The sequence below is a fragment of the Candidatus Microbacterium colombiense genome, from assembly GCA_029203165.1.
Lineage (GTDB): Bacteria > Actinomycetota > Actinomycetes > Actinomycetales > Microbacteriaceae > Microbacterium > Microbacterium colombiense.
In genome coordinates, this window is record CP119308.1 from 2,814,089 (window position 1) to 2,839,575 (window position 25,487).

At 68.6% G+C, this 25,487-nt stretch carries 24 protein-coding genes and 1 tRNA gene; 10 read left to right on the top strand and 15 right to left on the bottom strand.

What is annotated here, in order from left to right; translation table 11 throughout:
* Positions 1–10 precede the first annotated feature (10 nt).
* Both trpS and P0Y60_13600 read left to right on the top strand, forming a co-directional pair.
* Complete coding sequence (gene trpS / locus P0Y60_13595) at positions 11–1,015, top strand: tryptophan--tRNA ligase (protein WEK60338.1); 1,005 nt, start codon at positions 11–13, stop codon at positions 1,013–1,015.
* A gap of 24 nt (positions 1,016–1,039) precedes the next feature.
* Positions 1,040–1,717 carry a hypothetical protein gene (locus P0Y60_13600; GenBank protein ID WEK60339.1) on the top strand — a complete coding sequence of 226 codons (678 nt, stop codon included), beginning with the start codon at positions 1,040–1,042 and terminating at the stop codon, positions 1,715–1,717.
* Between the two features lie 22 nt (positions 1,718–1,739).
* Here P0Y60_13600 and pth read toward each other — a convergent pair whose 3' ends face one another.
* Together pth and P0Y60_13610 are read right to left on the bottom strand one after the other, a co-directional pair.
* Entirely contained in the window at positions 1,740–2,321 is a 582-nt protein-coding gene (gene pth, locus P0Y60_13605; protein WEK60340.1) for an aminoacyl-tRNA hydrolase, read from the bottom strand.
* Positions 2,322–2,425: 104 nt separating this feature from the next.
* On the bottom strand, positions 2,426–3,034 hold the full coding sequence (locus P0Y60_13610; protein ID WEK60341.1) for a 50S ribosomal protein L25/general stress protein Ctc: 609 nt from the start codon (positions 3,032–3,034) through the stop codon (positions 2,426–2,428).
* Positions 3,035–3,258: 224 nt separating this feature from the next.
* Here P0Y60_13610 and P0Y60_13615 point away from each other — a divergent pair, with 224 nt between their 5' ends.
* Positions 3,259–3,384, top strand: a complete 126-nt coding sequence (locus P0Y60_13615) for a hypothetical protein (protein ID WEK60342.1) — start codon at positions 3,259–3,261, stop codon at positions 3,382–3,384.
* Between the two features lie 10 nt (positions 3,385–3,394).
* On the opposite strand, the gene P0Y60_13620 is transcribed toward P0Y60_13615, so the two are convergent.
* Together P0Y60_13620 and P0Y60_13625 are read right to left on the bottom strand one after the other, a co-directional pair.
* Positions 3,395–3,889, bottom strand: a complete 495-nt coding sequence (locus tag P0Y60_13620; protein WEK60343.1) for a gluconokinase — start codon at positions 3,887–3,889, stop codon at positions 3,395–3,397.
* A gap of 51 nt (positions 3,890–3,940) precedes the next feature.
* Entirely contained in the window at positions 3,941–4,999 is a 1,059-nt protein-coding gene (locus P0Y60_13625; protein ID WEK60344.1) for a D-2-hydroxyacid dehydrogenase, read from the bottom strand.
* Positions 5,000–5,170: 171 nt separating this feature from the next.
* Between P0Y60_13625 and gndA the strand changes: the two genes are divergently transcribed.
* Entirely contained in the window at positions 5,171–6,619 is a 1,449-nt protein-coding gene (gene gndA / locus P0Y60_13630; GenBank protein WEK60345.1) for an NADP-dependent phosphogluconate dehydrogenase, read from the top strand.
* Positions 6,620–6,691: 72 nt separating this feature from the next.
* Here the strand turns inward: gndA and P0Y60_13635 are convergent, their stop codons facing one another.
* Both P0Y60_13635 and P0Y60_13640 read right to left on the bottom strand, forming a co-directional pair.
* Positions 6,692–7,417, bottom strand: coding sequence for an ABC transporter ATP-binding protein (locus tag P0Y60_13635; protein ID WEK60346.1), 726 nt, complete (start codon positions 7,415–7,417; stop codon positions 6,692–6,694).
* Positions 7,418–7,476: 59 nt separating this feature from the next.
* The gene (locus tag P0Y60_13640; GenBank protein WEK60347.1) at positions 7,477–8,961 is read right to left on the bottom strand and encodes an ABC transporter permease; all 1,485 of its coding nucleotides are present in this window, start codon (positions 8,959–8,961) and stop codon (positions 7,477–7,479) included.
* Between the two features lie 198 nt (positions 8,962–9,159).
* On the opposite strand from P0Y60_13640, the gene P0Y60_13645 reads away from it, so the two are divergent.
* A complete protein-coding gene (locus P0Y60_13645; GenBank protein ID WEK60348.1) occupies positions 9,160–9,888 on the top strand; it encodes a response regulator transcription factor in 729 nt (242 codons plus the stop codon).
* Between the two features lie 47 nt (positions 9,889–9,935).
* Positions 9,936–11,423 carry an ATP-binding protein gene (locus P0Y60_13650; protein ID WEK60349.1) on the top strand — a complete coding sequence of 496 codons (1,488 nt, stop codon included), beginning with the start codon at positions 9,936–9,938 and terminating at the stop codon, positions 11,421–11,423.
* A gap of 111 nt (positions 11,424–11,534) precedes the next feature.
* Here P0Y60_13650 and P0Y60_13655 read toward each other — a convergent pair whose 3' ends face one another.
* The 7 genes from P0Y60_13655 to P0Y60_13685 all read right to left on the bottom strand — a co-directional run bounded on the left by P0Y60_13655 (position 11,535) and on the right by P0Y60_13685 (position 18,221).
* Positions 11,535–12,365 (bottom strand): DUF559 domain-containing protein, encoded by an 831-nt coding sequence (locus tag P0Y60_13655; protein WEK60350.1) that lies wholly within the window; start codon positions 12,363–12,365, stop codon positions 11,535–11,537.
* Positions 12,366–12,614: 249 nt separating this feature from the next.
* The gene (locus P0Y60_13660) at positions 12,615–14,189 is read right to left on the bottom strand and encodes a flavodoxin reductase (GenBank protein ID WEK60351.1); all 1,575 of its coding nucleotides are present in this window, start codon (positions 14,187–14,189) and stop codon (positions 12,615–12,617) included.
* 15 nt (positions 14,190–14,204) lie between these two features.
* The gene (locus P0Y60_13665) at positions 14,205–15,083 is read right to left on the bottom strand and encodes an FAD:protein FMN transferase (protein WEK60352.1); all 879 of its coding nucleotides are present in this window, start codon (positions 15,081–15,083) and stop codon (positions 14,205–14,207) included.
* Positions 15,084–15,105: 22 nt separating this feature from the next.
* Positions 15,106–15,579 (bottom strand): FMN-binding protein, encoded by a 474-nt coding sequence (locus P0Y60_13670; protein WEK60353.1) that lies wholly within the window; start codon positions 15,577–15,579, stop codon positions 15,106–15,108.
* Between the two features lie 96 nt (positions 15,580–15,675).
* On the bottom strand, positions 15,676–16,710 hold the full coding sequence (locus P0Y60_13675; GenBank protein WEK60354.1) for a ribose-phosphate diphosphokinase: 1,035 nt from the start codon (positions 16,708–16,710) through the stop codon (positions 15,676–15,678).
* A gap of 7 nt (positions 16,711–16,717) precedes the next feature.
* Positions 16,718–18,148 (bottom strand): bifunctional UDP-N-acetylglucosamine diphosphorylase/glucosamine-1-phosphate N-acetyltransferase GlmU, encoded by a 1,431-nt coding sequence (gene glmU / locus P0Y60_13680; GenBank protein ID WEK60355.1) that lies wholly within the window; start codon positions 18,146–18,148, stop codon positions 16,718–16,720.
* A gap of 1 nt (position 18,149) precedes the next feature.
* Positions 18,150–18,221, bottom strand: a tRNA-Gln gene (locus tag P0Y60_13685).
* An 84-nt stretch (positions 18,222–18,305) separates the two neighbouring features.
* Here P0Y60_13685 and P0Y60_13690 point away from each other — a divergent pair.
* The 3 genes from P0Y60_13690 to P0Y60_13700 are packed head-to-tail and all read left to right on the top strand — an operon-like array spanning position 18,306 to position 20,197.
* Complete coding sequence (locus tag P0Y60_13690) at positions 18,306–18,734, top strand: GNAT family N-acetyltransferase (GenBank protein WEK60356.1); 429 nt, start codon at positions 18,306–18,308, stop codon at positions 18,732–18,734.
* A gap of 7 nt (positions 18,735–18,741) precedes the next feature.
* Positions 18,742–19,236, top strand: a complete 495-nt coding sequence (locus P0Y60_13695) for a MarR family transcriptional regulator (GenBank protein ID WEK60357.1) — start codon at positions 18,742–18,744, stop codon at positions 19,234–19,236.
* A gap of 19 nt (positions 19,237–19,255) precedes the next feature.
* Positions 19,256–20,197, top strand: a complete 942-nt coding sequence (locus tag P0Y60_13700) for a pseudouridine synthase (protein WEK60358.1) — start codon at positions 19,256–19,258, stop codon at positions 20,195–20,197.
* A 12-nt stretch (positions 20,198–20,209) separates the two neighbouring features.
* On the opposite strand, the gene P0Y60_13705 is transcribed toward P0Y60_13700, so the two are convergent.
* Both P0Y60_13705 and P0Y60_13710 read right to left on the bottom strand, forming a co-directional pair.
* Positions 20,210–21,961 carry a Na+/H+ antiporter gene (locus P0Y60_13705; GenBank protein ID WEK60359.1) on the bottom strand — a complete coding sequence of 584 codons (1,752 nt, stop codon included), beginning with the start codon at positions 21,959–21,961 and terminating at the stop codon, positions 20,210–20,212.
* 138 nt (positions 21,962–22,099) lie between these two features.
* The gene (locus P0Y60_13710; GenBank protein WEK60360.1) at positions 22,100–23,923 is read right to left on the bottom strand and encodes an ABC-F family ATP-binding cassette domain-containing protein; all 1,824 of its coding nucleotides are present in this window, start codon (positions 23,921–23,923) and stop codon (positions 22,100–22,102) included.
* A gap of 92 nt (positions 23,924–24,015) precedes the next feature.
* Between P0Y60_13710 and P0Y60_13715 the strand changes: the two genes are divergently transcribed.
* The gene (locus P0Y60_13715) at positions 24,016–25,464 is read left to right on the top strand and encodes a DUF222 domain-containing protein (GenBank protein ID WEK60361.1); all 1,449 of its coding nucleotides are present in this window, start codon (positions 24,016–24,018) and stop codon (positions 25,462–25,464) included.
* The last annotated feature ends 23 nt before the right edge of the window (positions 25,465–25,487 follow it).

The following is a 25,487-nucleotide window of genomic DNA, read 5'->3' on the forward strand; positions in this document are numbered from 1 at the left end:
GATTGATCCCGTGACCAAGCCTCGCCTCTATTCCGGAATGCAGCCCTCCGCCGACTCCCTCCAGATCGGCAACTACATCGGCGCGCTCCTGCAGTGGCGAGACCTCCAGAGCTCCTACGACGCGTACTTCTCCGTCGTCGATCTGCATGCCCTGACGGTCGCGCAGAACCCCGCCGAGCTGCGTGAGAAGACGCGTCGCACGGCAGCGCAGTACATCGCCGCCGGCATCGAGCCGTCACTGTCGACCCTGTACGTGCAGTCGCACGTGCGCGCGCACGCAGAGCTCGCCTGGATCCTGAGCACGATCACCGGATTCGGCGAGGCCGGGCGGATGACGCAGTTCAAGGACAAGTCCGCCCGCTACGGGCAGGACGCCACGAGCGTGGGCCTGTTCACGTATCCGGTGCTCATGGCCGCGGACATCCTGCTCTATCAGACGGATGTCGTGCCTGTCGGCGACGACCAGAAGCAGCACGTCGAGCTGACGCGCGACCTCGCGGAGCGATTCAACTCGCGATTCGGCGAGACGTTCACCGTGCCGATCCCGGTGATCCAGAAGGAGACCGCGCGCATCTATGATCTGCAGAACCCGACGTCGAAGATGTCGAAGTCGGCGGAGAGCGATGCGGGCGTGCTGTGGATGCTCGACGACCCCGCGAAGTCGGCGAAGAAGATCATGCGCGCCGTCACCGACAACGAGGGCGCGGTGCGCTTCGACCGCGAGACCAAGCCCGGTGTCTCGAACCTGCTGACGATCTACGCCGCGCTGACCGGCCGCCAGGTCGCCGCACTCGAAGACGAATACGCGGGCCGTGGATACGGTGACTTCAAGAAGGGCCTCGCGGAGGTCGTCGTCGAGGAGTTCGCCCCGGTGCGTGCGCGTGCTCTGGAACTGCTCGACGACCCGGCGGAGCTCGACCGCATCCTCGCCGAGAACGCCGCCCGTGCGGATGCCGTCGCCGATGCCACTCTCTCCGCCGTCTACGACAGGGTCGGTCTGCTCCGGCGCGTCTGAGAACCTCGCCCGTAGGATGGGGGCGTGACCGATCCGCAGCTGCCCCCGCCGTCCGGCGATGTTCCCGCCCCGCCCGCACCGTTCGGGGCGGTACCTCCGCCCGCGGCGCCCGCCTACCCTGTGGCGGCGCCCCAGTATCCTGCGGCCCCTCCGTATCCCCCGACCCCTCAGTACCCGGCGGCACCCACCTACCCGTCCGCGGCCGCTTACCCGTCGGCGCCGAGTGGCTACCAGGCTCCTCCCGGGGCATACCAGGTGCCGGTCGGCGGCTACGCCGTGGCCACCGGCGACTACTCCGCGCCCGAGGTCGCACCCCGCCGCTCAGGACTGCTGGGCATCCTGGCGCTGATCTTCTCGCTCGTCGCGGCCGTCGTGACACCGCTCGTCGTCGGAGTCGCGACCTACGAGATCGGCCGCCGCATCCCGGGCGCCGTGACCCAGGTCGAAGACTTCGACTCCCTCGCGTTCCTGTCGCCTGCACGCGATCAGGTGCTCTGGGCGGAGATCTCGTTCTGGACCGGCACCGTGCTCGGCATCGCGGCCATCGTCATCGGGATCATGGCCATCGCACGCCGCCAGGGACGAGCGCAGGGCATCGCGGCGCTGATCGTCTCAGTGATCGCTCCGGTGATCTTCTTCGTCGTCGTGCTGGTCGCCCTCACTGTCGGCGGCGCAGCCGGAACAGCCGGCCTCTACAGCTGACGCCCGGCATCACGCGCTTCGCTCAGCGCGGCGCGTGATGCTTCTGCTGCGCCGCGACGAGCCCGTCGGAGATGAGCAGTTCGACCGCATCGGCCGCGTCATCGATCAGGATCGGCAGGTTCGCCCGCTCGTCCTTGCCGAACGGCGAGAGCACCCAGTCGGCAGGGTCCTGACGGCCGACCGGACGCCCGATGCCCACGCGCACTCGGGGGAAGTCGGGTGTGGCGATCGCTCGTGCGATGTCTCGGACCCCGTTGTGGCCGCCATGCCCTCCACCGATCTTTAGCTTGACGGTGTCGAACGGGATGTCGAGCTCATCGTGCACGACGACGATCTGCTCCGCCGGCACCGTGTAGAAACGGGCGAGCGCCGCCACCGGAGTGCCGGAGACGTTCATGAACGTGTTCGGCTTCGCCAGCACGAGCTTGTCTGCACCGGGACGCAACCAGGTCTCGACGACGCGCGCGCCGCCCTTGTGCTCACGGAAGCTCTCGCCGCGGCGTGAGGCGAGCTCGTCCACGACCATCTGGCCGATGTTGTGCCGCGTCGCCTCGTAGCGGGGCCCGGGGTTGCCGAGCCCGACCACGAGCCAAGTCGATGTCATCTTGCTCTCGTCCTCTCGCGCCGGGCCGTGCGTGCGACCCGGTCAGGATACGACAGAGGGGACGCGATCGGATCGCGTCCCCTCTGCGGTGAAACTGTCGGAGATCACTCCGCGGCGGCCTCCGGGGCTGCCTCTTCGTCTTCGGGGGCGTCGCCCTCTTCGCCGAGGTCCTGCTCGGCCGGGATCGAGATCGCGACGACGAGGACGTCGGCCTCGGTCAGCAACGACGCACCCTTGGGCAGCACGACGTCTCCGGCGGTGATGTGCGCGCCCTCTTCGAGACCCTCGACCGAGACCTCGATGTTCTGCGGGATGTGGGTCGCCTCGGCCTCGATGGAGAGCGTGTTGGCGTCCTGGTTGACGATCGTGCCCGCAGCGGACTCGCCGGTGACGATGAGGGGAACGTCGATCGTGACCTTCTCACCCTTCTTCACGACCAGCAGGTCGATGTGCTCGATGATCTGGTGCACGGGGTCCTTCTGGACGTCCTTGACCAGGGCGAGCTGCGGCGTGCCCTCGATGTCGAGCTCCAGCAGCGCGTTGGCGCGACGCAAGAGCAGCGAGACCTGGTGGCCGGGCAGCGCGACGTGCACCGGCTCGGTGCCGTGGCCGTAGATGACGGCGGGGATCTTGCCGGCAGCGCGCAGACGGCGGGCGAAGCCCTTGCCGAAGCTCTCGCGGAGCTCGGCGTGGACCTTGGTGTCTTCAGACATGAGGTTCTCCTTCAGGACACGCAGCGAAGGCGCCGCGCGGTGGTCTTGGAATTGTGAACTCGAACGCTGACGCGTGAGGAAAGCCACCGGGCTTGCTTCGCCGCGTCGATCACGGATGTTCGCGCACGCGCAGAAGCATCCCTCGCCGAGGTACAGCCTCAATCGTACCGGATGACCCGATAGGCTGAGAACACCGTTCCTTTTCTGCAGATCACGGAGACCTCATGCTCGACGGCGCCTTCTTCTCACACGTGATCCTGTGGGTCATCGGACTCATGACGGTGTGTGCGGCCGTCACGTCGTTCGCCGCCCTGTTCTCACTCGGTCGCGGCGGTTCACGCAAGGACTGAGCCGCGCGGGTCAGACGGTCCGCGCCCGGACAGCCGCGCGGATGATCTCGGTCGCCTGCGCCACGTCCGCCGACTCGTCGACGCGGATCCCGCCCTCGTCGGCATCGAGGGGTTCCCAGGCCTGCAGCTGAGACTCCACGAGCGATGTCGGCATGAAGTGATCGCCGCGTGAACGCACCCGCTCTTCCAGCACTGCGCGACTCACCGAGAGCTCGGCGAACAAGGCCAGCGGAGCGCGCTGCCTGATCGCGTCGCGGTACGAGCGCTTGAGCGCCGAGCACGCGATGACGATCTCATCGGCGTCGTTCAGCGCCGTCCCCACGAGTCCGAGCCACGGCATCCGGTCCTCGTCGTCGAGCGGGATGCCCGCGGCCATCTTCTCCACGTTCGTGAGCGGGTGCAGGTCATCGGCGTCGACGAACGGCACATCCAGTGCCTCGGCCAGGGCACGGCCGACCGTCGACTTGCCCGACCCGCTCGGTCCCATCACGACGATCCGTGTCACAGCTGTCTCCACCCTGTCGTCATCTCTCGGCCTGATCAGTAGAACTCGACATCAATAGAACTCGACCGTGTCGACGACGGCGCGCAGCGCCTCTCCGTCGAGCAGCCGTGTGGCGTTGTCGGCGAAGCGCCGTGCGATGCGCTCCTCCTCCTTCGAGCTCAGCGCCGCCGTGTGGGGGCTCACCAGGACGCTCGGGTGGGACCACAGCGGCGACGTCGGATCCAGCGGCTCCCGCTCGAAGACGTCCAACGCGGCGAACGCGACCCGCCCGTCGTCGAGGGCGGGAAGCAGCGCGGTCTCGTCGATCACGGTGCCTCGACCGACGTTGGCCAGGATCGCACCCGGCTTGATCGCGGCGAGAACCTCCGCGCCGATCAGATGGCGCGTCTGCGCGGTGCCGGGAAGGGTGACGACCACCGCGTCGACCTCACGTACCGCATCGACCAGATCCGAGAGAGGAACGAGACGGTCGACGCCGTCCACGGGCTCCCCGGAACGCGTCGTGCCCCACACCGTGGCACCCAGATCGTGGAAGCGACGCGCGCACTCCGACCCGATCCCACCGAGTCCGACCACCAGGATCGTCATCTCGTCGATCTGCCGCATCTCCCAGCGATCAGGCCACACGCGGTCGCGCTGATCGGCGAGGAGGCGTGGGAGACCCTTGGCGCCGGCCAGCACACCGAACACCGCGAACTCCGCGAGCGTGCCACCATGCACGCCGGCACTGGTCGTGAACACGATCCGATCGAGATCAGCGCGCTCGAGAGAGGCGGCCTTGATCGTGCTGCCGCCGCCGGCAGCCGTCGTCATGACCCAGCGCAGCCGCGGATTGGCGGCGACCGTCCGTGCGAGCGCATGCGGGTCGACATCGGGGATGCCGAACAGGATGTCCGCGGAATCGACCATCTCGTCGAACGCCACCTGCTGCGCCGTGGTGCGCGCGAACGCGGGATCTCCGGACCAATCGGCGGGCCCGCGCATCGGGGGCAAGAGCGAGTGATCCCTGATCACCTGCAGCCGCGGCTCGCGCTCCTCGATGAGCCGGCAGAGCTCCTCGCGCAGCGGTACGGCGACGACGACTCTCACCCTGTTCTCGGACTCCGTCACGCTGCATCCTCCTCGGGAACGTCGATCGGCCCTTCCAGCGTAGAGGCCTGAATCGCCATCCTCCGCCCCGGATGGATCGACCGACGACGCATTCCGTGACACAGGGACGCTCCGACCCCGCACACAGCGATACGCTGAAGGCAACCCTTCTTCACGATCGAGGAGCCTTCTGTGCCCGAAGCATCAGCGAACATCGGAGTCGTCGGACTCGCCGTCATGGGGTCGAACCTCGCCCGCAACCTCGCCAGCCGCGAGGGGAACTCGGTGGCGATCTTCAACCGCAGCTATGAGAAGACCCAGTCGCTTCTCGACGCGCACCCCGAGGCGGGCTTCACCCCCGCAGCGAACTACCAGGAGTTCGCGGACTCGCTGCAGAAGCCGCGCACCGCGATCATCATGGTCAAGGCCGGCGGCCCGACCGATGCCGTGATCAACTCGCTCGTCGAGGTCTTCGAGCCCGGCGACATCATCGTCGACGGTGGCAACGCGTACTTCCCCGACACGATCCGCCGTGAGAAGGCCGTCCGCGAGACCGGCATCAACTTCGTCGGTGCCGGTATCTCCGGTGGCGAGGAGGGCGCGCTGCTCGGACCCTCCATCATGCCCGGCGGCTCGGACGAGTCGTGGACCACCCTCGGCCCCATCCTGAAGTCCATCGCCGCGGTCGCCGAGGGCGAGCCGTGCGTCACGCACGTCGGCCATGACGGCGCCGGTCACTTCGTCAAGATGGTGCACAACGGCATCGAGTACGCCGACATGCAGCTGATCGCCGAGGCCTACGACCTCATCCGCCGCGGCACGGGCAAGACGCCCGCCGAGATCGCCGAGATCTTCGCCGAGTGGAACAAGGGCGAGCTGGAGTCGTACCTGATCGAGATCACCGCCGAGGTGCTCCGCCAGGTGGATGCCGAGACCGGCAAGCCGCTCGTCGACGTCATCCTCGACCAGGCCGGCGCCAAGGGCACCGGAGCGTGGACCGTGCAGACCGCGCTTGCGCTCGGCGTGCCCGTGTCGGGCATCGCCGAGGCCACCTTCGCTCGCTCGCTGTCGTCGCACCCCGAGCAGCGCGCCGTCGCCGGTTCCCTCCCCGGGCCCGACGAGGCATTCGAGGTCGAGGATCAGGACGCGTTCATCGAAGACGTGCGGCTCGCGCTGTACGCCTCGAAGATCGTCGCCTACTCGCAGGGCTTCGACGAGATCCGCGCCGGAGCCGCCGAGTACGACTGGAACATCGACCTCGGTGCGATCTCGAAGATCTGGCGCGGCGGCTGCATCATCCGCGCACAGTTCCTCAACCGCATCGCCGACGCCTACCAGGCCACTCCCGAGCTTCCGGTGCTCCTCACGGCCCCGTACTTCACCGAGGCCATCACGCGCGCCCAGGCCGCCTGGCGTCGCGTCGTCATCGCCGCCGCTGAGGCCGGTATCCCCGCCCCCGCGTTCTCGTCGTCGCTGTCGTACTACGACGGCATCCGCGCCGACCGCCTCCCCGCCGCCCTCGTGCAGGGTCAGCGCGACTTCTTCGGTGCGCACACCTACAAGCGCATCGACAAGCCGGGCACGTTCCACACGCAGTGGTCCGGCGACCGTACCGAGATCGAAGCCGAAGACACCCACTGACGCCATCACGGACAACACGGAGGGGGCCCGGCTGATGCCGGGCCCCCTCTCTTGTGCCATCGTCGGAGCATGTCAGCGGGTGATGTCCTGCACACTCCCCTTCGACAGCCGCAGACGACGCGTCGCACGGCGTGCGACGGCGGAGTCGTGCGTCACGACGATCATCGTGATGCCCTCAGCGCACAGCGACTGCAGCAGCGCGAGGATCTCGTCACGCATGCTCTCGTCGAGGTTTCCGGTCGGCTCATCCGCAAGCAGCACCCGCGGCCGCTTCACGATCGCCCGCGCGATCGCCACGCGCTGCTGCTGTCCGCCGGAGAGCTCCGTGGGGAGGTGATCGCCGCGGTCGTCGAGACCCACGTGGGCGAGCGCCTCCGCGACCCGTCGTGCCCGCTCCGCCTTGTCGAGCCTCATCGGCTCGAGCGCCATGTCGACGTTCTCCGCAGCGGTGAGGGTGGGGATCAGGTTGAAGCCCTGGAAGACGAAACCGATCTCCTCGGCGCGGATGCGCCCGAGCTCCTTCGCCGATGCGGTCGCGATCTCGGCGCCGTTGAGCAGGAGCGAGCCGCTGGTGGGCGAGTCGAGTGCGCCGAGCAGTTGCAGCAGCGTCGACTTGCCCCCTCCCGTCGGGCCCTGGATCGTGACGAACTCCCCCGGCATGATCTCCAGATCGACACCGGTGAGCGCCTTCACGGTGCGCCCCTTCTGCGCGTAGGTACGGGTGACGCCCGCTGCGCGGTACAGCGGTGTGCTCCCGGTCGAGTGCTGCGCGCTGGGCGCGACATCGGCGATGGTCATCTCGGTCTCCTCGTGGTCTGATCTCGTCAGTGATTCTGGAATGTCGTCTCGCACGGCGCTCATGCCACCGATCGCAGTGCCTCGGCGGGGCTCAGTCGTGCAGCACGCCATCCGCCGAACGCGCCGGCGATCAGTCCACCGAGAACGGCGAGTCCGACGGCTGCGACCAGCACCCACGGCGTGAACGGAGCCTGGAGCACGATGTCCGCCGCCTGCTGCGTCTGGAACATCGCTCCTCCGCCCCCTCCGCCGGTCGGTCCACCGCCGCCTCCGGGCCCGGCCTGCCCCGCGCCGGCCGTGGTGGCGGCGACGGTCGGACGGATCACATTGATGAGCACGATCCCCGCGATCCCGAGCACGAGGCCCACAGCGCCACCGATCAGTCCCTGCGCCATCGATTCGCCCGCGACCTGGCGCACCACCCGGCCGTTCGACCAGCCGATCGCCTTGAGCGTTCCGAATTCCCGGGTGCGACGCCCGACACCGGAGAGCGTGAGGAGGACGGACAGCAGCACGGCCACCGCGAGCACGATGATCGAGAGCCAGGTACCCAGGTTGGTGATGAGCGAGGTGGCGCTCGAGAGTGAACCGGACACGCTGGAGGCGAGCTCGGACTGGGAGGTGATCGTGGCATCGGGAAGTTCGTCGGACAACGCCGACTGCAGTGCGTCGATCGACGCGGCCGAATCAGCCTGCACGTAGACGGTGGAGATCACGTCGTCGACGCCGGCGAGCTGCTGCGCGGTGTCCAATGGCAGATACACATCGGATGCCGTGTCAGCGGCGTCCGAGGTGGACGCGAGCACGCCGACCACCTTGACGTCGGAGCCGGCGACGTCGATCGTGTCACCGACCGCGATCTCGTTCGTCGTCGCATACGTGCTGTCGACGAGGGCGACCAGCGATCCGGCGTCATCAGCATCGAACGCCCGCCCGTCGCTGACCTCCACCGAGGCGAGCGGACCCACCGACGTCGCGGCGGGATCGATGCCGAGCACCGAGAACGAGTCGACCCCGAATGCGCCACCACCGGCGCCGTCCGAGCCACCCTGCGGAGGCGCCTGACCCTCGGCCGGCATTCCTCCCTCGCCACCGTCCTCGCCGTCCTGCGGACCGAATCCACCACTGGGGAGCTCGCCGGAGAACGTGGAGTTCGTGAGGCCCAACGCACCCGCGGCGCCGGCGACGCCGTCGGTCGACGCCACGGTGTCGAGCACCGAGGCGTCCAGAGTCCCGCGCATGAAGTCGGTAGTGAGCGAAGACTGGTTGAGGGTCGTCGTGTCGCCGTCGGTCTCGCCCGAGTCGGCGTCGAACTCGAAGCGCGGCCCTCCGCCTTCTCCGGGCTCGGTGGCCGCCCCGGTGACGGTCAGGTCGGTGCCGACGCCGTAGACCGACTCGAGGGCCTGCGTCTGCGCGTCCCGCACTCCGGCGGTGAGGGCGTTGACGATGATCACGAGGGCGATCGCGATCGCCAGTCCGATCGCGACGATCAGGGTCTGCTTCTTGCGGCCGGCGAGTTCGCGCCGCAGATATGTTCCGTACATCTCTCTCCTTCTGCCGCGGACATCGCGGGGCGGGATCGACGTTAGGGAGCGCCTTTATGCGGGATCGAGGCGCACGTGATGAGGACCCTATGCATGCGCGCCCGCTTCGTGCAGGGTCCGCCGCAGGTCAGCTCGACTCACAGACAAGACATAGTGTTCTCCATAGAAATAACATAGGAGATTCCGCAGAATAGCTTCATGAGCAACGATCTCCCCGACCTGCGCCGCCCCGACGGCTCGCCCCTGCGCATCCTCGCCGTCGACGACGAGCAGATGCTCACCGACCTGCTCGCGATGGCGCTGCGCATGGAGGGCTGGGAGGTCCGCACCGCGTCCTCCGGCATGGAAGCCCTGCAGGTCGCACGCGAGTTCGACCCGGATGCCCTGGTGCTCGACATCATGATGCCCGACCTCGACGGCATGGCCGTCTTGAAGCGGCTGCGCGAGGCGGGGAGCCTCGTGCCCGTGCTCTTCCTCACCGCGAAGGATGCGGTGGGCGACCGCGTCGCCGGCCTCACCGCCGGTGGGGACGACTACGTCACCAAGCCGTTCAGCCTGGAAGAGGTGATCGCGCGACTTCGCGCCATCATCCGCCGCACCGGCCACGCGACCGCCGACGACGGTCAGTCGATCCTCCGCGTCGCCGACCTCTCCCTCAACGAGGACAGCCACGAGGTGGTGCGCGACGGCACCGAGATCGACCTCACCGCCACCGAGTTCGAGCTGCTCCGCTATCTCATGCGCAATGAGCGCCGCGTTCTCTCGAAGGCGCAGATCCTCGACCGCGTGTGGAGCTACGACTTCGGCGGCAAGTCGTCGGTCGTAGAGCTGTACATCTCGTATCTGCGCAAGAAGATCGACGCGGGGCGCACTCCCCTGCTGCACACCGTCCGCGGCGTCGGCTACATGATCAAGGCTCCGCAGTGAGCCCCACGGGGATGACCCGGCGTCCGATGAGCCTGCAGACACGGCTGATGACCGCCGTGATCGGATTCGTCTCGCTCATCCTCGTGATCGTGGCCGTCATCACCAGCGCGACGCTGACCCGCACCATGGAGGATCAGCTCGATCAGAAGCTCTACCAGAACGCCCGCACCCTCGCGACGCTGGTCGAGGAGGTTCCTCCGAGCCAGGCGACGATAGACAACGTTCTGCGCACGCCCATCCGCCCGGTCCCCGGACTGCTCTTCGTCGTGTCCAACCAGGTGACGGGTACCAGCGGCGTGGTCTTCTCGAACGCGCCCGGAGACCTCGACGCGAGCAGCACGACGCTGACGAACGCGCAGCTGTCGCAGATCGTCACCGCACTCAGCGGAGCCCATGTCGCGAACGTCGTCATCGACGGGGTCGGCTCCTACCGCGTCGCCGCCACCTCGACGTCGGGCAACGTGGTCGTGATCACCGGCCTTCCGCGCGACGACATCCAGAACCAGCTCACGACCCTGCTGACCGTGATCGCTCTCGCGACGATCGGTGGACTCATCCTGCTCGCCCTGACCACGGCGATCACGATCCGCGTGAGCCTGCGACCGCTGCGCGCCGTCGCCGCCACCGCCACCCGCGTCGCGAATCAGCCCCTCGACCGCGGCGAGGTGACGATCACCGAACGCATCCCGGATTCCGAAGCCGACCCCCGCACCGAGACGGGGCTCGTCGGCGCGTCGCTGAACAAGCTCCTCGATCACGTGAACTCCTCCCTCGCCGCGCGCCAGAAGAACGAGGAGCGGATGCGGCGATTCGTCGCAGACGCGAGCCACGAGCTGCGCACCCCACTCGCCTCCATCCGCGGATACTCGGAGCTCTCGCTGCGTGCGCTGCGCATCCAGCAGCCCGTCGAGGCGATCGAGGGCACCACGTCGTCGCTCGAGCGCATCCAGGCGCAGTCGCTGCGGATGACACGGCTGGTGGAGGACCTGCTGCTGCTCGCCCGACTCGACGAGGGCCGGGAACTCGTCTACGGCACGGTCGACCTGACCCAGCTCGCACTCGAAAGCCTGTCGGATGCGCGGCCGACGGCGGTCGATCATGAGTGGAGCATCGAAGCCCCCGACGACCCGGTCGTCATCGTCGGCGATGCGGGGCGCATGCATCAGGTCGTCGCGAATCTGCTCGCCAACGCCCGCACACACACGCCGGCGGGCACCGTGATCACGCTCAGCGTCGGACGCGAAGGTGACGACGCTGTGCTGCGTGTGCACGACAACGGTCCGGGGGTCGACCCCGGCGTACGTGACGAACTCTTCGCCCGCTTCGCCCGCGCCGACACATCCCGCGCCCGCCAGACCGGCGGTTCCGGCCTCGGCCTGGCGATCGTGAAGGCGATCGTCGACGGCCATGGCGGCCGCATCACGGTCGACAGCGAGCCGGGAGACACCACCTTCACCGTGCGTCTGCCCATCAACCCGGCGAACCGCGGGGGCCATGAGATCGGTACCGTCGGCGGCGACTCCGCGACGGCCTGATCGCGCGGCATCCCTTGTTCGTCCTGCAGGGAGTCGTGCGTCCTGCAGGGCGTCGTCCGGTGTTCCTCCCTGCATCCAGAACTTCTCCCTGCAACTCGCTCGCCTCTCACCTCAGTCGACGGGCACCCCGGCTCGCACGAGAGCGCCGCGAATGGCCGCGAGGACCCGTGGCCATTCATGCAGGATCTGCGCGAAGTCGAAGCGCAGCTTCTCGTACCCCAGAGCGGATGCCGCCGCATCCCGCATCAGGTCCCTGTGGCGATTGCCCGCACCCGCGTGATGCTCCGCACCGTCGGCTTCGATGATCAGCACCCCTTCGATCACGTGATCCACCCGACCCACCGTGGGGATCACGACCTGGCAGTCCAGGCGGATGCCGACCAGGTGGAGCCGGAGCCGCAGCAGGGACTCCAGCCCGCTGTCCGCATCCCGGCGCGCGAAGTCGACGAGCCAGCGTGCTCCCGCAGGCAATCGGGAGCGAAGCTGCGCGAGTGAACCCAGCTTGCGCTGCCGCAGGGCCGACTCCAACGCGGTGAAGAACGCCTCAGCCCCGTGGCATCGGTACACGTGCAGAAGCACATCCGACAGCGGAGCGAGTCCCAACGCCGTGCGTCCCTCGTGCCAATGACTCACACACGTGCAGTCGCCGTGATGCACCCGTCCGCTCGAACCGAGCCAGACGTGCAGCTGAGGGTCGTCTTCGAGCACCCAGACTCCATGCAACCGCAGGGCAGCAGAGCAGGTCACAGCTCCGCCATGCTCTGCTGCCGCCACGAGTTCCGGTGCGGTGGCACGCGTCGCGAAGACGCCGCCCCGCACCCGCAGCACGGATCCGCCGCGAACCGCCGCGGCGAGCGCTCGTCGACTGACCCCGAACTGCTGCAGGCGGCCGGCGCGCATGATGCCGCCCTGATGTGCGATGAGGTGTGCGGGTGTCAGCATCCGTCCATCGTCACTGCCGCGAGTCGCGCGCCATGACCGTGGTCGCATGATCGGTGGATGGGCGAGGGGGCCACTCATCTGTGCAGGACGACTCAGCGCTCACGACTCAGCGCTCACGACGCAGGGAGAAGTGCAGGATGCCGGGCGAAAACGCCCCGACCTCCCTGCAGAACGCGCGCCCGTCTCCCTGCAGAACGCGCGGCCCACTCCCTGCAGAACGCGCGGCCCACTCCCTGCAGAACGCGCGCGTCAGTACCCGGCGAAGGCGTCGGTGGTCAGGCTGTGCGCCTTCTGCAGGGCGGGTGCGAGGTCGGCGATCAGCCGCGGCGGCCCCGAGATGAACGCGTGCCGCGCACTGAGGTCACCCACGGCGCGCTCGAGCTCCACGGCGTCGAGGCGCGAGCCCTGCGCCCACGTCCAGTGCGCGGGCAGGTCGAGCGGCTCGTCACGTGTGAAGACAACGGTGCGCACGCCGGTCGCAGCGAGCTCGTCGCGGAACGCGAGTTCCGCCGCCTCGGCCGCCACGTACACGAGCACGACGTCGCGCTTCTCACCGGTCGCCTGCAGCTGACGCAGTTGGGACACGAACGGCGTCACACCGATCCCGGCCGCGACCATGAGCACCGGCGTCTCGCCGCGGGGCAGGATGAAGTCTCCCCACGTGCCGGTCACGGCGAGCGTCGCCCCGGGTTCCGCCTCCGCCAACGCGCGCTTGTAGCTGGACGGATGCTGCTGATCGCCGTTCTTGTAGGCGATGCGCAACGTCGGCAGGTCGGCCGGAGCGGACACGATGCTGAACTCACGACGGGTGCCGCGGGCATCGGGGCGGTGGTGCGGCACATCGAGCTCGAGGTACTGCCCTGGCTGGAAGGCGAGCTTGCCCTTCGCGCGGAAGGTCAGCTCCTGTGCGGTCGGGGTGATGAAGGCGCGGCGTTCGAGCACGAGACGCACGGATCCACGTAGGGCGAAAGCGAACGCGAGGAGGTTGCCGATCAGTAGCGCTCGCTCCTGCCCGAGCGTGAAGAGACCACCGACCGAGATCGGCCACCCGGCGAGCACGCCCACCAGTGCCGCGACCCAGAGCTGCTGCCACCGGCGCGGTGGGAGGGTCAGAGGCTCGGAGACCATGAAGGCACCCAGGAACAGGAACGGCGACTGCAGCAGGGCGAACTGCAGCGCGGTGGAGAAGTCGAACGCCACGTCGAACTGCTGTGCCTGCACGAGCTGGCGGACGACGGACGTCACCAGAGCGATCACCACGAACAGCAGCACGACGCGCACCTTCTCGGTGCGCCACAGCACGGCCAGGCCGAGGAGCGCCACCGGGAGGGCGAGCGACGGTGTACCCACCCACCACGACGCCGAGGTTCCCAGCCACTCGAATGCCCCGAAAGAACCGATGATCGACACCACGGCCGCACCGAACGCGGCCGGGTTCAGGATGTGGCGTCCCCGCCACGCGATCAGATACTTCGACAGGCTCGCGAGCGCTCCGGCGAGGGCGAGTCCCAGCAGCACGGACGGCTCGAGTCCCGGTCGCATCACGAACAGCAGGATGAAGGCGGTGACCAACGACGATTCGATACGCCACGGCAGACGCAGGATGCGCTGGGCCGCGGCATCCACGACGGAGATGACGACGGCGAGCACGACGAACGAGGCGAGCATCTCGAGCGGCGTCGGGGAGACGATCACGCCGAGCAGCGAGAGCACGAACGCGATAACCGCCAGAGCGATGAGCGAGAACAGCACGAGGCGGTACATCGAGAGGCTGCCGAGGACGGCGAGGACTCGCTGCCGCACAGCGGTGAATGACGTGATCACGGGGTCCACTCTTCCCTAATTCCGGGGATGCGGGGCGGGTGCCGCCCCGGCGAGAAACAGTTCGGCCGGGCAGGCGGCGGAGCGCTGCACGCGTCCGTCGGTCGACATGCGCACCCACTCGACACCCCAGTCCGCGGCGAGCTCGGTACCGCCGTCGAAGAAGAGCGCCGTCGCGACGGCATCCGCCGTCATGGCGTCGAGGGCGAACGCCCACGTGGCGGCCCACGTGCGCACGGGCACACCGGTGCGCGCATCGAGAACGTGGTGCAGGCCGTCACCCCACGCTCGACGGTTGATCGCCGACGCACACAGCGCCCCGTCGTGCAGAGTGGCGACCCCGATCGCCCGGGATGCGTCGTAGGGATGCTCGAGGGCGATGCGCGAGGCGGCGCCGCGCGCGCGGATGTCGCCACCGGCATCCACCAGCAGACCTCCCGGCACGGACACCAGCAGGTCGAACACGAGATCGACCAACCGTCCCTTGCCGAGCGCACCGACGTCGAGGAGGGCGGGGCCCTCCGCGACGGCGGACACACCCGACCAGGTCACGCGTCGCTCCCACTCCCCCGCTGCCACCGGAGTGCCCGGCACGAGAGAGTAGGCGGCGTCGTAGCCGAGAGCGTCGAGGCTGGCCGCCACCAGAGGGTTCACCGCTCCGGATGTCGCTCGGGAGAGCGCGCGGTAGGCATCGAGCATGACACCCACATCCGCAGACGCGATCGTGCCGCCCTCCCTGCCGAGTCGCGTCACATCCGAGTCGGAGCGGAATCGTGACCACTCGCGGTCGAACCTCTCGATCTCCGCGGTGACCGTGCGGCGCGTGTCAGCCGTCAGCTCCGCGTCGCTCTCGATCTCCCACCGGGTGCCGATCGCATCGAACTGCCAGATCGCCATCGCGAGACGCCGGACACCGACCTCAGGCGGCGGCCTGCTCCTTGATCGAGTCGAGGGCCTGGTTGAACCCGCCGCTGGTGAGCGAGGAGCCGGCGACGCGGCTCACGTTCAGATCGTCGATCGACTTGCCCTCGACCTCTGCGGCGATGCCGTCGATGAACGCGCCCTGGTACTGCTCGGTCTCACGGGCCTGCGGGTCGCCGGTCACCTCGACATCCGTCACGACGCCGTCGGCGAGCGTGAGGGTGACCGTGATCTCCTCGACCGTCTCGGGTGTCTGGTACGAGCCGTCGGCCGTGTAGGTGCCGTCGGTGTAGGAGCCGGATGCCGCGTCGGAGCCCGAATCGGAGGACTCGGTGCTCGTTCCCGTGTCACCGGTGTTCGCGGTGTCCTCCGCGTCGGCGGTCCCGGAGCAGCCGGCCAGGACGAGGAGCCCTGCGACCCCCACGATGACGGAGCCCTTGCGGACAGAGGTCGGTACGGTCGTGCGGATCATGATGGTCCTCCCGGCTCGGTATCAGACGACTGTATGTCGCTGAATCGACCGTAGGCATTCGGCCTATGCGCGGGCTGTGGCTCGGCGATGAGCAGGCTACGCGTCGCCGCCGAACATGCTCGTGACCGACCCGTCTTCGAACACCTCGTGGATCGCGCGCGCCAGGAGCGGCGCGATCGGCAGGATCGTGAGGTTGTCCCACCGACGCGATTCCGTGAGCGGGATGGTGTCGGTGATGACCACCTCGTCGATCGACGAGTCCTGCAGCCGGTCGGATGCCGGGTCGCTGAAGATCGCATGGGTCGCCGCGACGATGACTCGGTGCGCACCCGCCGCCTTGAGCGCCTGGGCCGCCTTCACGATCGTGCCGCCGGTGTCGATCATGTCGTCGACGAGCAGGCAGGTGCGTCCCGCGACGGTACCGACGATCTCGTGCACGGAGACCTGGTTGGCGACCTTCGGGTCACGACGCTTGTGGATGATCGCGAGCGGGGCACCGAGACTGTCCGACCACGTGTCGGCCACGCGGACGCGCCCCATGTCGGGCGAGACCACGGTGAGGATCTCGCGATCCTCCGGGCTCAGCGTGCGCTTGAAGTAGTCCAGCAGCACGGGCTTGGCGAACAGGTGGTCGACCGGGCCGTCGAAGAACCCCTGGATCTGCGCGGCGTGCAGGTCGACGCTCATGACGCGATCAGCGCCGGCGGTCTTCAGCAGGTCGGCGACGAGGCGGGCGCTGATCGGCTCGCGACCGCGGCCCTTCTTGTCCTGACGGGAATAGGGATAGTACGGGGCGACGACCGTGATGCGCTTGGCCGAGGCGCGCTTGGCGGCGTCGATCATGATGAGCGTCTCCATGAGCCACTCGTTGACCGGCTCACCGAAGGTCTGGATCAGGAACAGATCGCAGCCGCGGATCGAGACCTCGAAGCGCGCGTAGATCTCACCCGAGGCGAAGGTGCGGTGCTCGGTCGGGGCGATCTCGGTGCCGAGCGATGCGGCGACATCGGCGACCAGCTGCGGATGCGAACGCCCACCCGCGATGACGAGTCGCTTCTTGGTCTTGGCGACGAGGCCCGGGGCCACGCCGTTGTCGCGATCCAGATCGACCGTCTTCTTCTTGCGCGCCATGGTCCGCCTACTCCGCCGATCGTTCCTTGGCTGCGGCGTCCGCCGCACCCGTCCCTGCTCTGTTCTTCTCGACCCAGCCCTCGACATTGCGCTGAGGGGCAACGGTCATGGCCAGGGCCCCGGCGGGGACGTCCTTGCGGACGACGGCACCGGCACCGGTCTTCGCGCCGGCTCCCAGCCTAACGGGCGCGACGAGCACCGTGTGCGAGCCCGTGTGCACCTGATCCTCGATGACGGTGCGGTGCTTGTGCACGTCGTCGTAGTTGGCCGTGATCGTGCTCGCACCGAGGTTCACACCCCGGCCGATGGTGGCATCTCCCACGTAGGAGAGGTGGGGGACCTTGCTGCCCTCGCCGATCTCGGCGTTCTTGGTCTCGACGTAGGCGCCGATCTTGCCCTGGGCACCGAGCACCGTGCCCGCGCGGAGGTAGGAGAACGGGCCGACGGTCGCGCCGGTGCCGATCACGGAGTGCGTGGCATCCGTACGACGGACGCTGGCGTCCTCGCCGATCTCGCACGCGACCAGGGTGGTGTCCGGGCCGATGATCGATCCGGCGCCCACGACGGTGGCCCGCAGGATGTGGGTGTTCGGGAGGATCGTCACATCGGGCGCGAGCGTGACGTCGTCGTCGATCCACGTCGTGGCCGGATCGATCACGGTGACGCCCTCGCGCTGCCAGTGGCGAACGATGCGGTCGTTGAGCACGCGTCCGGCCTCGGCGAGCTGGATGCGGTCGTTGATGCCGAAGGTCGAGGCGGTGTCGACGGCGATCTCCGCGGCGACGCGCTGGTGGGCGCCGCGCAGCAGCTCGATGACAGTCGTCAGGTACATCTCGCCCTGTGCGTTGTCCTGTCCGACCCTGGCGAGGTGGGTGCGCAGCTCTGGAGCACGGAACACGTAGACGCCGGCGTTGATCTCGGTGACGGCGGCCTCTTCGGCCGTCGCATCCTTCTGCTCGACGATGCGCTGCACGGCGCCGTCGGCATCGCGGATGACACGGCCGTAGCCGCTCGGGTCATCCAACCGTGCACTCAGCAGCGTCGCGGCGGCCGCAGCGGCACGGTGGCCCGCGACGAGCGCACGAAGGGTCGTGGCCTCGAGCAGGGGAACATCACCCGAGAGCACGAGCACATCGCCGTCGAAGTCGTCCGGGAGCGCATCGATCGCCACCTGCACGGCGCGACCCGTGCCCGGCACGTCGTCCTGGTCGATGAAGATCGCGTCCGGATAGTCCTTGCTCAGCACGGAGACGACCTGGTCGCGCTCGTGGCGCACGACCACCTCGATGTGGTCTGCCTCCAGCACGGCGGCCGTCGTGAGCACATGCCCGACGAGCGGGCGTCCGCCGATCGGATGCAGCACTTTGGGTAGCCTCGACTTCATGCGAGTGCCCTGACCCGCTGCGAGGATGATGATGGCGAGGTTGTTCCCTGTCATGCTCCGCCGCCAGGACTCGAACCTAGACCTAACAGCTCCAAAGGCTGTCGTGCTGCCATTACACCACGGCGGACCGCGGCATCCGCGAGGAGGCCGCTGGTCAATTCTGCCACGCCACGGGTCGCGCACCGGCGCGCACACGAAACCGGGCCAGGACATGCGGGGCACCGCGCCGCCCGAGAGCCAGCATGCGCTGCCCCTCGATCGGCTGCTCGAACCCGGCGTCCGCCTGTTCGCCGCCCGGGAGAACGGCTCGACGATCGCCACGGGAGCCCTCGCGGCGATCGAGGAAGGGCACGAGGAGCTCAAGTCGATGCGCACCGCGCCGTCGCACCGCGGCCGCGGGCTGGCCCGGTCGATGCTCGAGGTCCTGCGCGCCGACGCCCTGGCCCGCGGCGTCCGGAGGATCTCGCTGGAGACCGGAAGCCAGGACTTCTTCGTCCCGGCCCGCGCGCTGTACGCCCGAGCCGGGTTCGAGGAGTGTGCCGCCTTCGGACGGTACCTCCCCGATCCGCACAGCACCTTCATGACGCTCGCGCTGGTCCCAGCGGATGCCGCCGACGCCGACTCGCCGCGCACGCGATAATGGACGGATGAGCGCAACGGACGAGGTCGATCGGATCGTCGGAGCCTGGAACACCCAGCGCCCCGACCTCGACTTCTCCCCGCTCGAGGTGCTGTCGCGCATGGATCGGCTCTCGCGCCATCTGGATCGCGCCCGTCGCGACGTGTTCCGTCGCAGCGACCTGGAGCCGTGGGAGTGGGACGTGCTGTCCGCTCTCCGCCGCGCCGGTGCCCCGTTCCAACTCTCCCCCAAACAGCTTCTGCAGCAGACCCTCGTCTCCAGCGGCACCATGACCAACCGCATCGACCGGCTCGTCGGGCGTCGCTTCGTGCATCGCGAGGCCGACCCGGCCGATGGCCGCAGCGTGCTCGTCACGCTCACCGACGACGGTCGGATCCGCGTGGATGCCGCCATCACCCGCTTGGTCGACGTCGAAGCCGACCTGCTGCAGGCCCTGTCGCGCGGCGATCGCGAACGGCTCGCGGGGCTCCTGCGCAAGCTGAGCCTGAGCTTCGACACGTGAGGGGCGCTGTCTGATGGGCATGCCCTCTCCTCTGCCCGTGCGCGACGGCGTCGGCGCCACACGCCTGCACGTGCCGACCACGGGCGCCTGGCCCACGGTCGCGGCGTACATGATCGAGCGCTTCTTCCACCTCGACCCCGAGTTCCTGCTGGATCGCTTCGACCGCGGCGAGATCGTCGCGAGGGACGGCAGCGCCCTCAGCCGGCACACCCCGCTCGGGGCCGAGGAGTTCATCTGGTACTACCGTCAGCCGCCGGAGGAGACGGAGCTCCCGGTCACGGTGAAGATCCTGCATCAGGACGACGACCTGGTGGTCGTCGACAAACCGCACTTCCTGCCGACCACGCCGGGAGGGAAGTTCCTCCAGAACTCGGCGCTGATCCGTATGCGCCGGCTGCTCGACATCCCCGAACTGGCGCCGATCCATCGCCTGGATCGCGCGACAGCGGGGTTGCTGATGTTCTCCGTGCGCCCGGAGACCCGCGGCGCGTACCAGTACCTGTTCGAGAGCCGGCGGGTGACGAAGATCTACGAGGCGGTGTCGAGACTGCCGGAAGGATGGGATGCCGCGACTCCCACAGTGACCGGCACACCGTTCCCGGTGGTCTATCGCAACAACATCGACAAGCATCGCGGCGAGTTGCGCGTGCGCGTGGATCCGGCCCTGGAGCCCAACACCGAGACCCTGATCGAGCTGATCGGGAGCGACCACGACGTGCTCCACACGCGGCTCATCCCGCACAGCGGAAAGATGCACCAGCTCCGCGTGCATCTCGCCGCGCTCGGCATCGGCATCCTCAACGACCCGTTCTACCCGGAGTTGCGCCCGGAGGCCCCGGACGACTTCTCCCGGCCCCTGCAACTGCTCGCGCGCGAGCTGCGGTTCGTCGATCCACTGAGCGATGAGGAGCGCGTCTTCACCACGACCCTCGCCCTGCAGGACGCCCCTCGCGGGGACTGACCGCGAGTCGACTCAGTCGAACTCCTCGATCCCCTGCAACCGCACCTGCTCGAGATCGAGGCGTGCGGCGATACGGCGCACCACGACGTCGTCGACCGTGCCGGTGCGGCGCAGACCCAGCAGCACCTCGCGCTTGCGGTCGAGGAGCGCCAGCTTGAGCCGCGTGTGCTCTTCGTGGCGGATAAGCGGCGAGCGCTGCAGCACGTCGACATCGGTCGAGGTCGCGATCATCTGGAGCGTCATGCCCTCCACGACCGCCGACACGCCTCCCCCGCCGACCGACGTGTCTGCAGCCGGTGCGCCCGTGCCGTCGGTGCCGTAAGGGTCCGGCTCGTCGAGGAGCGCATCCAGCGCCTCTGCTTCTGAGTCGACCAGCGCCTGCTCGCGGGCGAGCGTCTTGGCGTTGGCGAGCTCGAGCATCTGATAGCCCTCGCTGCGCACGCGGTCGCGTACCTCCTGACCGACCCCGTGCTCGACGGCGAGGTCGTCGAGGGCGGCCAACGCGGCCCCCGAGATCGTACGCTCGGCGAGTTCGTACTCCTCCTGCTCGGCGTGGTCGACGGGCATGCGCGCCCAGCGCAGCACTGCCGGGAGCAACGGCCCCTGCACGAGCAGGCTGAGCAGGATCACTCCAGCCGTGACGAACACGATCTCGTCGCGTCCTGACGCACCGTCCGCAAGCGTCGTCGGCACCGAGAGGGCGATCGCCAGCGACACCGCCCCGCGCATGCCGGCGACGGTCGAGACGACGCGGGCCCGCGAGCGCAGTCCTCGCGGCGGGCGCGGGCCGGTGGTCCTCTGGAACGGCACGCTGAGCAGTTGGAACAGGTAGCGCACGACGACGAGGGTCGCCCACACGGCGAGCGAGGTCAGCACGAGGCGTCCGATCGCCGCGGCCGAGATCTCATGCAGCACGAACTGCACTTCGAGACCGATCAGGATGAACAGGGCACCGTTGAGCAGGAAGACGCCGAACGGCCACACCGCGTCGGACTGCCGGCGCGAGGAGGCGGTCGTCACCCGCGGAGAGACGTAGGAGACGATCAGGCCGGCGACCACCACGGCGAGCACTCCCGAGGCCTCGATGATCTCGGCCAGCAGGAACGCGGTGAACGGGATCAGCAGAAGAGTGACGTTGATGACCGCCGTGGACTCGCTGCGGCGCAGCAGGAGCGCACCGAGCACCGCGATCACGGCGCCCGCGGCGATGCCGCCGATGTAGGACACCAGGACCGTCCAGGTCACCGACCACGGGGTGATCTGACCACCCACGGCGAGCGAGACGGCGATCGCGTAGAGCACGAGCGCGGTTCCGTCGTTCGTGAGGCTCTCGGCCTTGAGCTTCATGAACATGCGCCGCGGGAGCAGGCGTCCGAGGGCGGCGACCGCCGTGGCATCCGGCGGAGCGACAGCGGCACCGAGGATGAGCGCGATCTCCCACGGCATGCCGAACAGCACGCCCACCCCGGCGACGGCGAACGCCGACGCCACGACCAGCAGCGTGCTCATCGGCAGGATGTAGCGGAAGTCGCGGCGGATCGACCGCAGCGAGGTGGTGAGGCTCTCCCAGAAGAGCATCACCGGCAGGAACAGCAGCAGCACGGTCTCGGGCGGCAGCTGCACCTCGCGCAGCGCGGGGATGAAGCCCAGCGCGAGCCCGAAGATGACCAGCACGAGCGGCAGCGCGAGACGCACTCGCGGCGCGAGCAACGCCCCGGCCAGGATCGTGAGCCCCAGCAGGACCGTGACCTCGAGACCTTCCATATGTACCTCCCGGATGCCGCAGGATCGTGCCGTGCGACACCGGATGGTGTCAGGCCCCGCCCAGAGCACAGCGCATCGCACTGCCACCGTATTCCCAGGAAGGGGGGAACAACAGACCCCCTCTGCGGGGGACCGGCCTCAGTCCAGCTGCTCCGTGAGCTCGAACCAGCGCAGCTCCAGCTCTTCGATCTCGCCCTGCTTCTCCGCGATCGCCGCCGTCTTGGCGCCGAGACCCGTGTAGTCCGACTGGTCGTGCTCCGCGAGCGCCTGTTTGGCCGCATCCACCTGCTGCGTGAGCTTCTGGATGCGCCGCTCCAGGGAGGAGACCTCCTTCTGCGCGGCGCGCAACGCGGCGCCATCGAGACCGGTAGCCGTCTGTGCGGCGGTGGCCGTCGCGGCCTTGACCGTCTGCCCCTTCGCCGAGGTCGAGTCCTGCAGCTGGCGCAGGCGCAGGTACTCCTCCACACCCCCGGGAAGGTGGCGCAGGTGCCCGTCGAGGATCGCGAACTGCTGGTCGGTCACACGCTCCAGGAAGTAGCGGTCGTGGCTGACGACGAGCAGCGTGCCCGACCAGGAGTCGAGCAGATCCTCGATGGCGGCCAGCATGTCGGTGTCGAGGTCGTTGGTGGGCTCATCGAGGATCAGCACATTGGGCTGGTCGAGCAGCACGAGCAGCAGCTGGAGGCGCCGCTGCTGACCGCCCGAGAGGTCCTTCACCGGAGTGGAGAGCTGTGCGGACGAGAAGCCGAGGCGTTCGAGCAGCTGGCCGGGAGTGAGATCCTGCGCCTTGGAGCCCGCGCCCATCGTGTACGAGGTGCGCAGGCCCGAGATCACGACGCGCACCGGATCCTTCCAGTGCTGCTCGAGCTCGTCGAGGCGCTGGGTGAGGGTCTTCACGACGACGGTCGTGCCGCGCTTGACGCGGCCGGACGTCGGCTGCACCGTTCCGGAGATGAGTCCGAGCAGCGTGGACTTGCCTGCGCCGTTCACGCCGAGGATGCCGGTGCGCTCCCCCGGTGCGATGCGCCACTCGACGTCTTTCAGGACGACCTTCTCGCCGCCGTCCGCCGCGGGGTAGGTCACACCCACGTCGAGCAGGTCGACGACGTCCTTGCCCAGACGGGACACCGCGAGGGACTGCAGCGACACCTTGTCGCGGATCTCGGGTACATCGGCGATGAGCTCGTTGGCCGCATCGATGCGGAACTTCGGCTTGGCGGTGCGAGCCGGGGCGCCGCGACGCAACCAGGCGAGCTCCTTCTTGGCGAGGTTCTGACGCTTCGCCTCTGTCGCCGCCGACATGCGGTCGCGCTCTACGCGCTGGAGGATGTAGGCCGCATAGCCACCTTCGAAGGGCTCGACGATGCGGTCGTGCACCTCCCAGGTCTCGGTGGAGATCTCGTCGAGGAACCACCGGTCGTGCGTGACCACCATGAGTGCGCCGGAGTTGGGCGCCCACCGCTTCTTGAGGTGTCCGGCCAGCCATGTGACCGCCTCGACGTCGAGGTGGTTGGTCGGCTCGTCGAGTGCGATCACGTCCCAGTCGCCGGTCAGCAGCTTCGCCAGGGAGACCCGTCGGCGCTGGCCACCGCTGAGGGAGCCGATCTCGGCATCCCACGGCAGATCCTTCAGCAGACCCTCGATCACATCGCGGACGCGCGCGTCGCCGGCCCACTCGTACTCCGGGGTGTCGCCGACGACCGCCTCGCTGATGGTGAGGTCGTCAGGGAGCGTGTCGGCCTGGTCGAGCACGCCGATCGTGGTGCCGCCGCGCACGGTGACGCGACCCGAGTTGGGCTCCTTGCGTCCGGCCAGCATCCCGAGCAGGCTCGATTTGCCGTCGCCGTTGCGCCCGACGATGCCGATCCGGTCGCCCTCCTCGATGCCGAGGGTGACGGAGTCGAAGACGATTCGAGTGGGATATTCGAGATGAAGGGCCTCGGCCCCGAGAAGATGTGCCATGTCTCCTCCAGGGTAGTCGCGCGGCGCGGAGAGTCGGCGCCGCACCCCAGCGCAGAGATTCGAATGTCGGTGGGTGGTGGTGGACTGGGGTCATGGCGGACCTGCTCGATGCGAACGACTCCCAGATGGCGATGCTCGCCGATCTGGTCGCCGGGCTACAGGCTGCGGAAGAGACCATCAGCGCAATGCTGGCCGCCCGAGACGGCATGCTCGCGATGGCGTCTCGGCTGGCGATCGACATCGCCAGGCAGGCGAACCATCCCGACTATGGCGACATGGCAACGCGCGCGGTGGCCGCCGAGATCGGTGCCGCGCAACGGATGAGCGATCGCACGATCGAACGTCGGATGGCAGCGGCGTCGCGCCTCGTGACGGATCTGCCGGATGTGTGGGCGGCGCAGGGCGCCGGGCGCATCACCGCGGCACACGCGCGGGTCATCGTCGAGGCAGGGGCGCATCTCGATGATCCCCACGACCGCGCGGCGTATGCCGATGCGGTGCTCGTGATCGCGGAGGCCGAGTCGCCGAACCGCCTGCGCCGCGATGCGCGCAGGATCGCCGAGCAGTACCGGTCACGATCGCTGACCGAACGTCATCGCGACGCGCGCGAGCATCGACGGGTCTGGGTGAACGACCTCGATGACGGGATGTCGGAGCTGGGCGTGCGCGGACCATCGACGCTCATCCACGGCATGTACGACCGCCTGTCGCAGATGGCGCACCGCGTGCGCACGGAGAACGCCCGCGCCGCGAAGGAGCGGCCGTCGATGGATGCTGACAGCGCTGCGGACGAGCAGGCGGACGAGCGGGCAGACATGCCCACGGCCGAGCGGACGGTCGACCAGCTCCGCGCGGATCTGCTCGTAGATCTCGTGCTCACGGGCACACCGAACGGACACGACTCCGACGACGCACTGTTGGGCTCCTTCCGGGCGCGCGTGGAGGTGACCGTGCCGGTCATGACGTTGATGGACGCGCGCGGATCGCACATCGACCTGCCCCCGGCCGAGCTCGACGGCCTCTGCCCGATCGACGTCGACACTGCGCGCAGGATCGCCGGGGCGGCGATCGGGTGGGATCGGGTGCTCACCCATCCGATCAGCGGCGCGTTGCTCGCCGTCGACCGATATCGGCCGGGCGATCAACTGAAACGCCATCTCCGCGCGAGGGATCAGCGCTGCCGATTCCCGGCGTGCGGACTTGCGTCGCGAAAGTGCGACATCGACCACAATCATGCGGCGGCCGACGGCGGACCGACCTGCGCAGACAATCTCGCGCACTTCTGTCGTCGACATCACATGATGAAGCACCACTCCCCCTGGCATGTGGAGCACAGGGGCGGTGGCGTTCTCGAATGGAGAAGCCCGACAGGAGACGTATACATCGACCGGGCACCTGTACAGAACACGGTGCGGTTCGCACCCACGCCGTTCGAGCCCACCACGTTCGAGACCACCCCGTTCGAGACCACCCCGTCAGAGACCACCACGTTCGAGACCACCGCGTTCGAGACCACCGCGTCAGTACTTGTGCCGTTCTGACCACCCCGGGGATCCCCCCGGCG

Excerpts from the sequence above, each read along its gene's own strand:
- P0Y60_13670 (WEK60353.1), bottom strand. The coding sequence starts at position 15,579 with ATGATCCGCACGACCGTACCGACCTCTGTCCGCAAGGGCTCCGTCATC.
- glmU (WEK60355.1), bottom strand. The coding sequence starts at position 18,148 with ATGACAGGGAACAACCTCGCCATCATCATCCTCGCAGCGGGTCAGGGC.
- pth (WEK60340.1), bottom strand. The coding sequence starts at position 2,321 with ATGACATCGACTTGGCTCGTGGTCGGGCTCGGCAACCCCGGGCCCCGC.
- P0Y60_13645 (WEK60348.1), top strand. The coding sequence starts at position 9,160 with ATGAGCAACGATCTCCCCGACCTGCGCCGCCCCGACGGCTCGCCCCTG.
- P0Y60_13700 (WEK60358.1), top strand. The coding sequence starts at position 19,256 with ATGCCCTCTCCTCTGCCCGTGCGCGACGGCGTCGGCGCCACACGCCTG.
- P0Y60_13665 (WEK60352.1), bottom strand. The coding sequence starts at position 15,083 with ATGGCGATCTGGCAGTTCGATGCGATCGGCACCCGGTGGGAGATCGAG.
- P0Y60_13610 (WEK60341.1), bottom strand. The coding sequence starts at position 3,034 with ATGTCTGAAGACACCAAGGTCCACGCCGAGCTCCGCGAGAGCTTCGGC.
- P0Y60_13650 (WEK60349.1), top strand. The coding sequence starts at position 9,936 with ATGACCGCCGTGATCGGATTCGTCTCGCTCATCCTCGTGATCGTGGCC.
- P0Y60_13710 (WEK60360.1), bottom strand. The coding sequence starts at position 23,923 with ATGGCACATCTTCTCGGGGCCGAGGCCCTTCATCTCGAATATCCCACT.
- P0Y60_13675 (WEK60354.1), bottom strand. The coding sequence starts at position 16,710 with ATGGCGCGCAAGAAGAAGACGGTCGATCTGGATCGCGACAACGGCGTG.
- P0Y60_13640 (WEK60347.1), bottom strand. The coding sequence starts at position 8,961 with ATGTACGGAACATATCTGCGGCGCGAACTCGCCGGCCGCAAGAAGCAG.
- P0Y60_13690 (WEK60356.1), top strand. The coding sequence starts at position 18,306 with ATGCGGGGCACCGCGCCGCCCGAGAGCCAGCATGCGCTGCCCCTCGAT.
- P0Y60_13695 (WEK60357.1), top strand. The coding sequence starts at position 18,742 with ATGAGCGCAACGGACGAGGTCGATCGGATCGTCGGAGCCTGGAACACC.
- P0Y60_13635 (WEK60346.1), bottom strand. The coding sequence starts at position 7,417 with ATGACCATCGCCGATGTCGCGCCCAGCGCGCAGCACTCGACCGGGAGC.
- P0Y60_13615 (WEK60342.1), top strand. The coding sequence starts at position 3,259 with ATGCTCGACGGCGCCTTCTTCTCACACGTGATCCTGTGGGTCATCGGA.
- P0Y60_13715 (WEK60361.1), top strand. The coding sequence starts at position 24,016 with ATGGCGGACCTGCTCGATGCGAACGACTCCCAGATGGCGATGCTCGCC.
- P0Y60_13655 (WEK60350.1), bottom strand. The coding sequence starts at position 12,365 with ATGCTGACACCCGCACACCTCATCGCACATCAGGGCGGCATCATGCGC.
- P0Y60_13705 (WEK60359.1), bottom strand. The coding sequence starts at position 21,961 with ATGGAAGGTCTCGAGGTCACGGTCCTGCTGGGGCTCACGATCCTGGCC.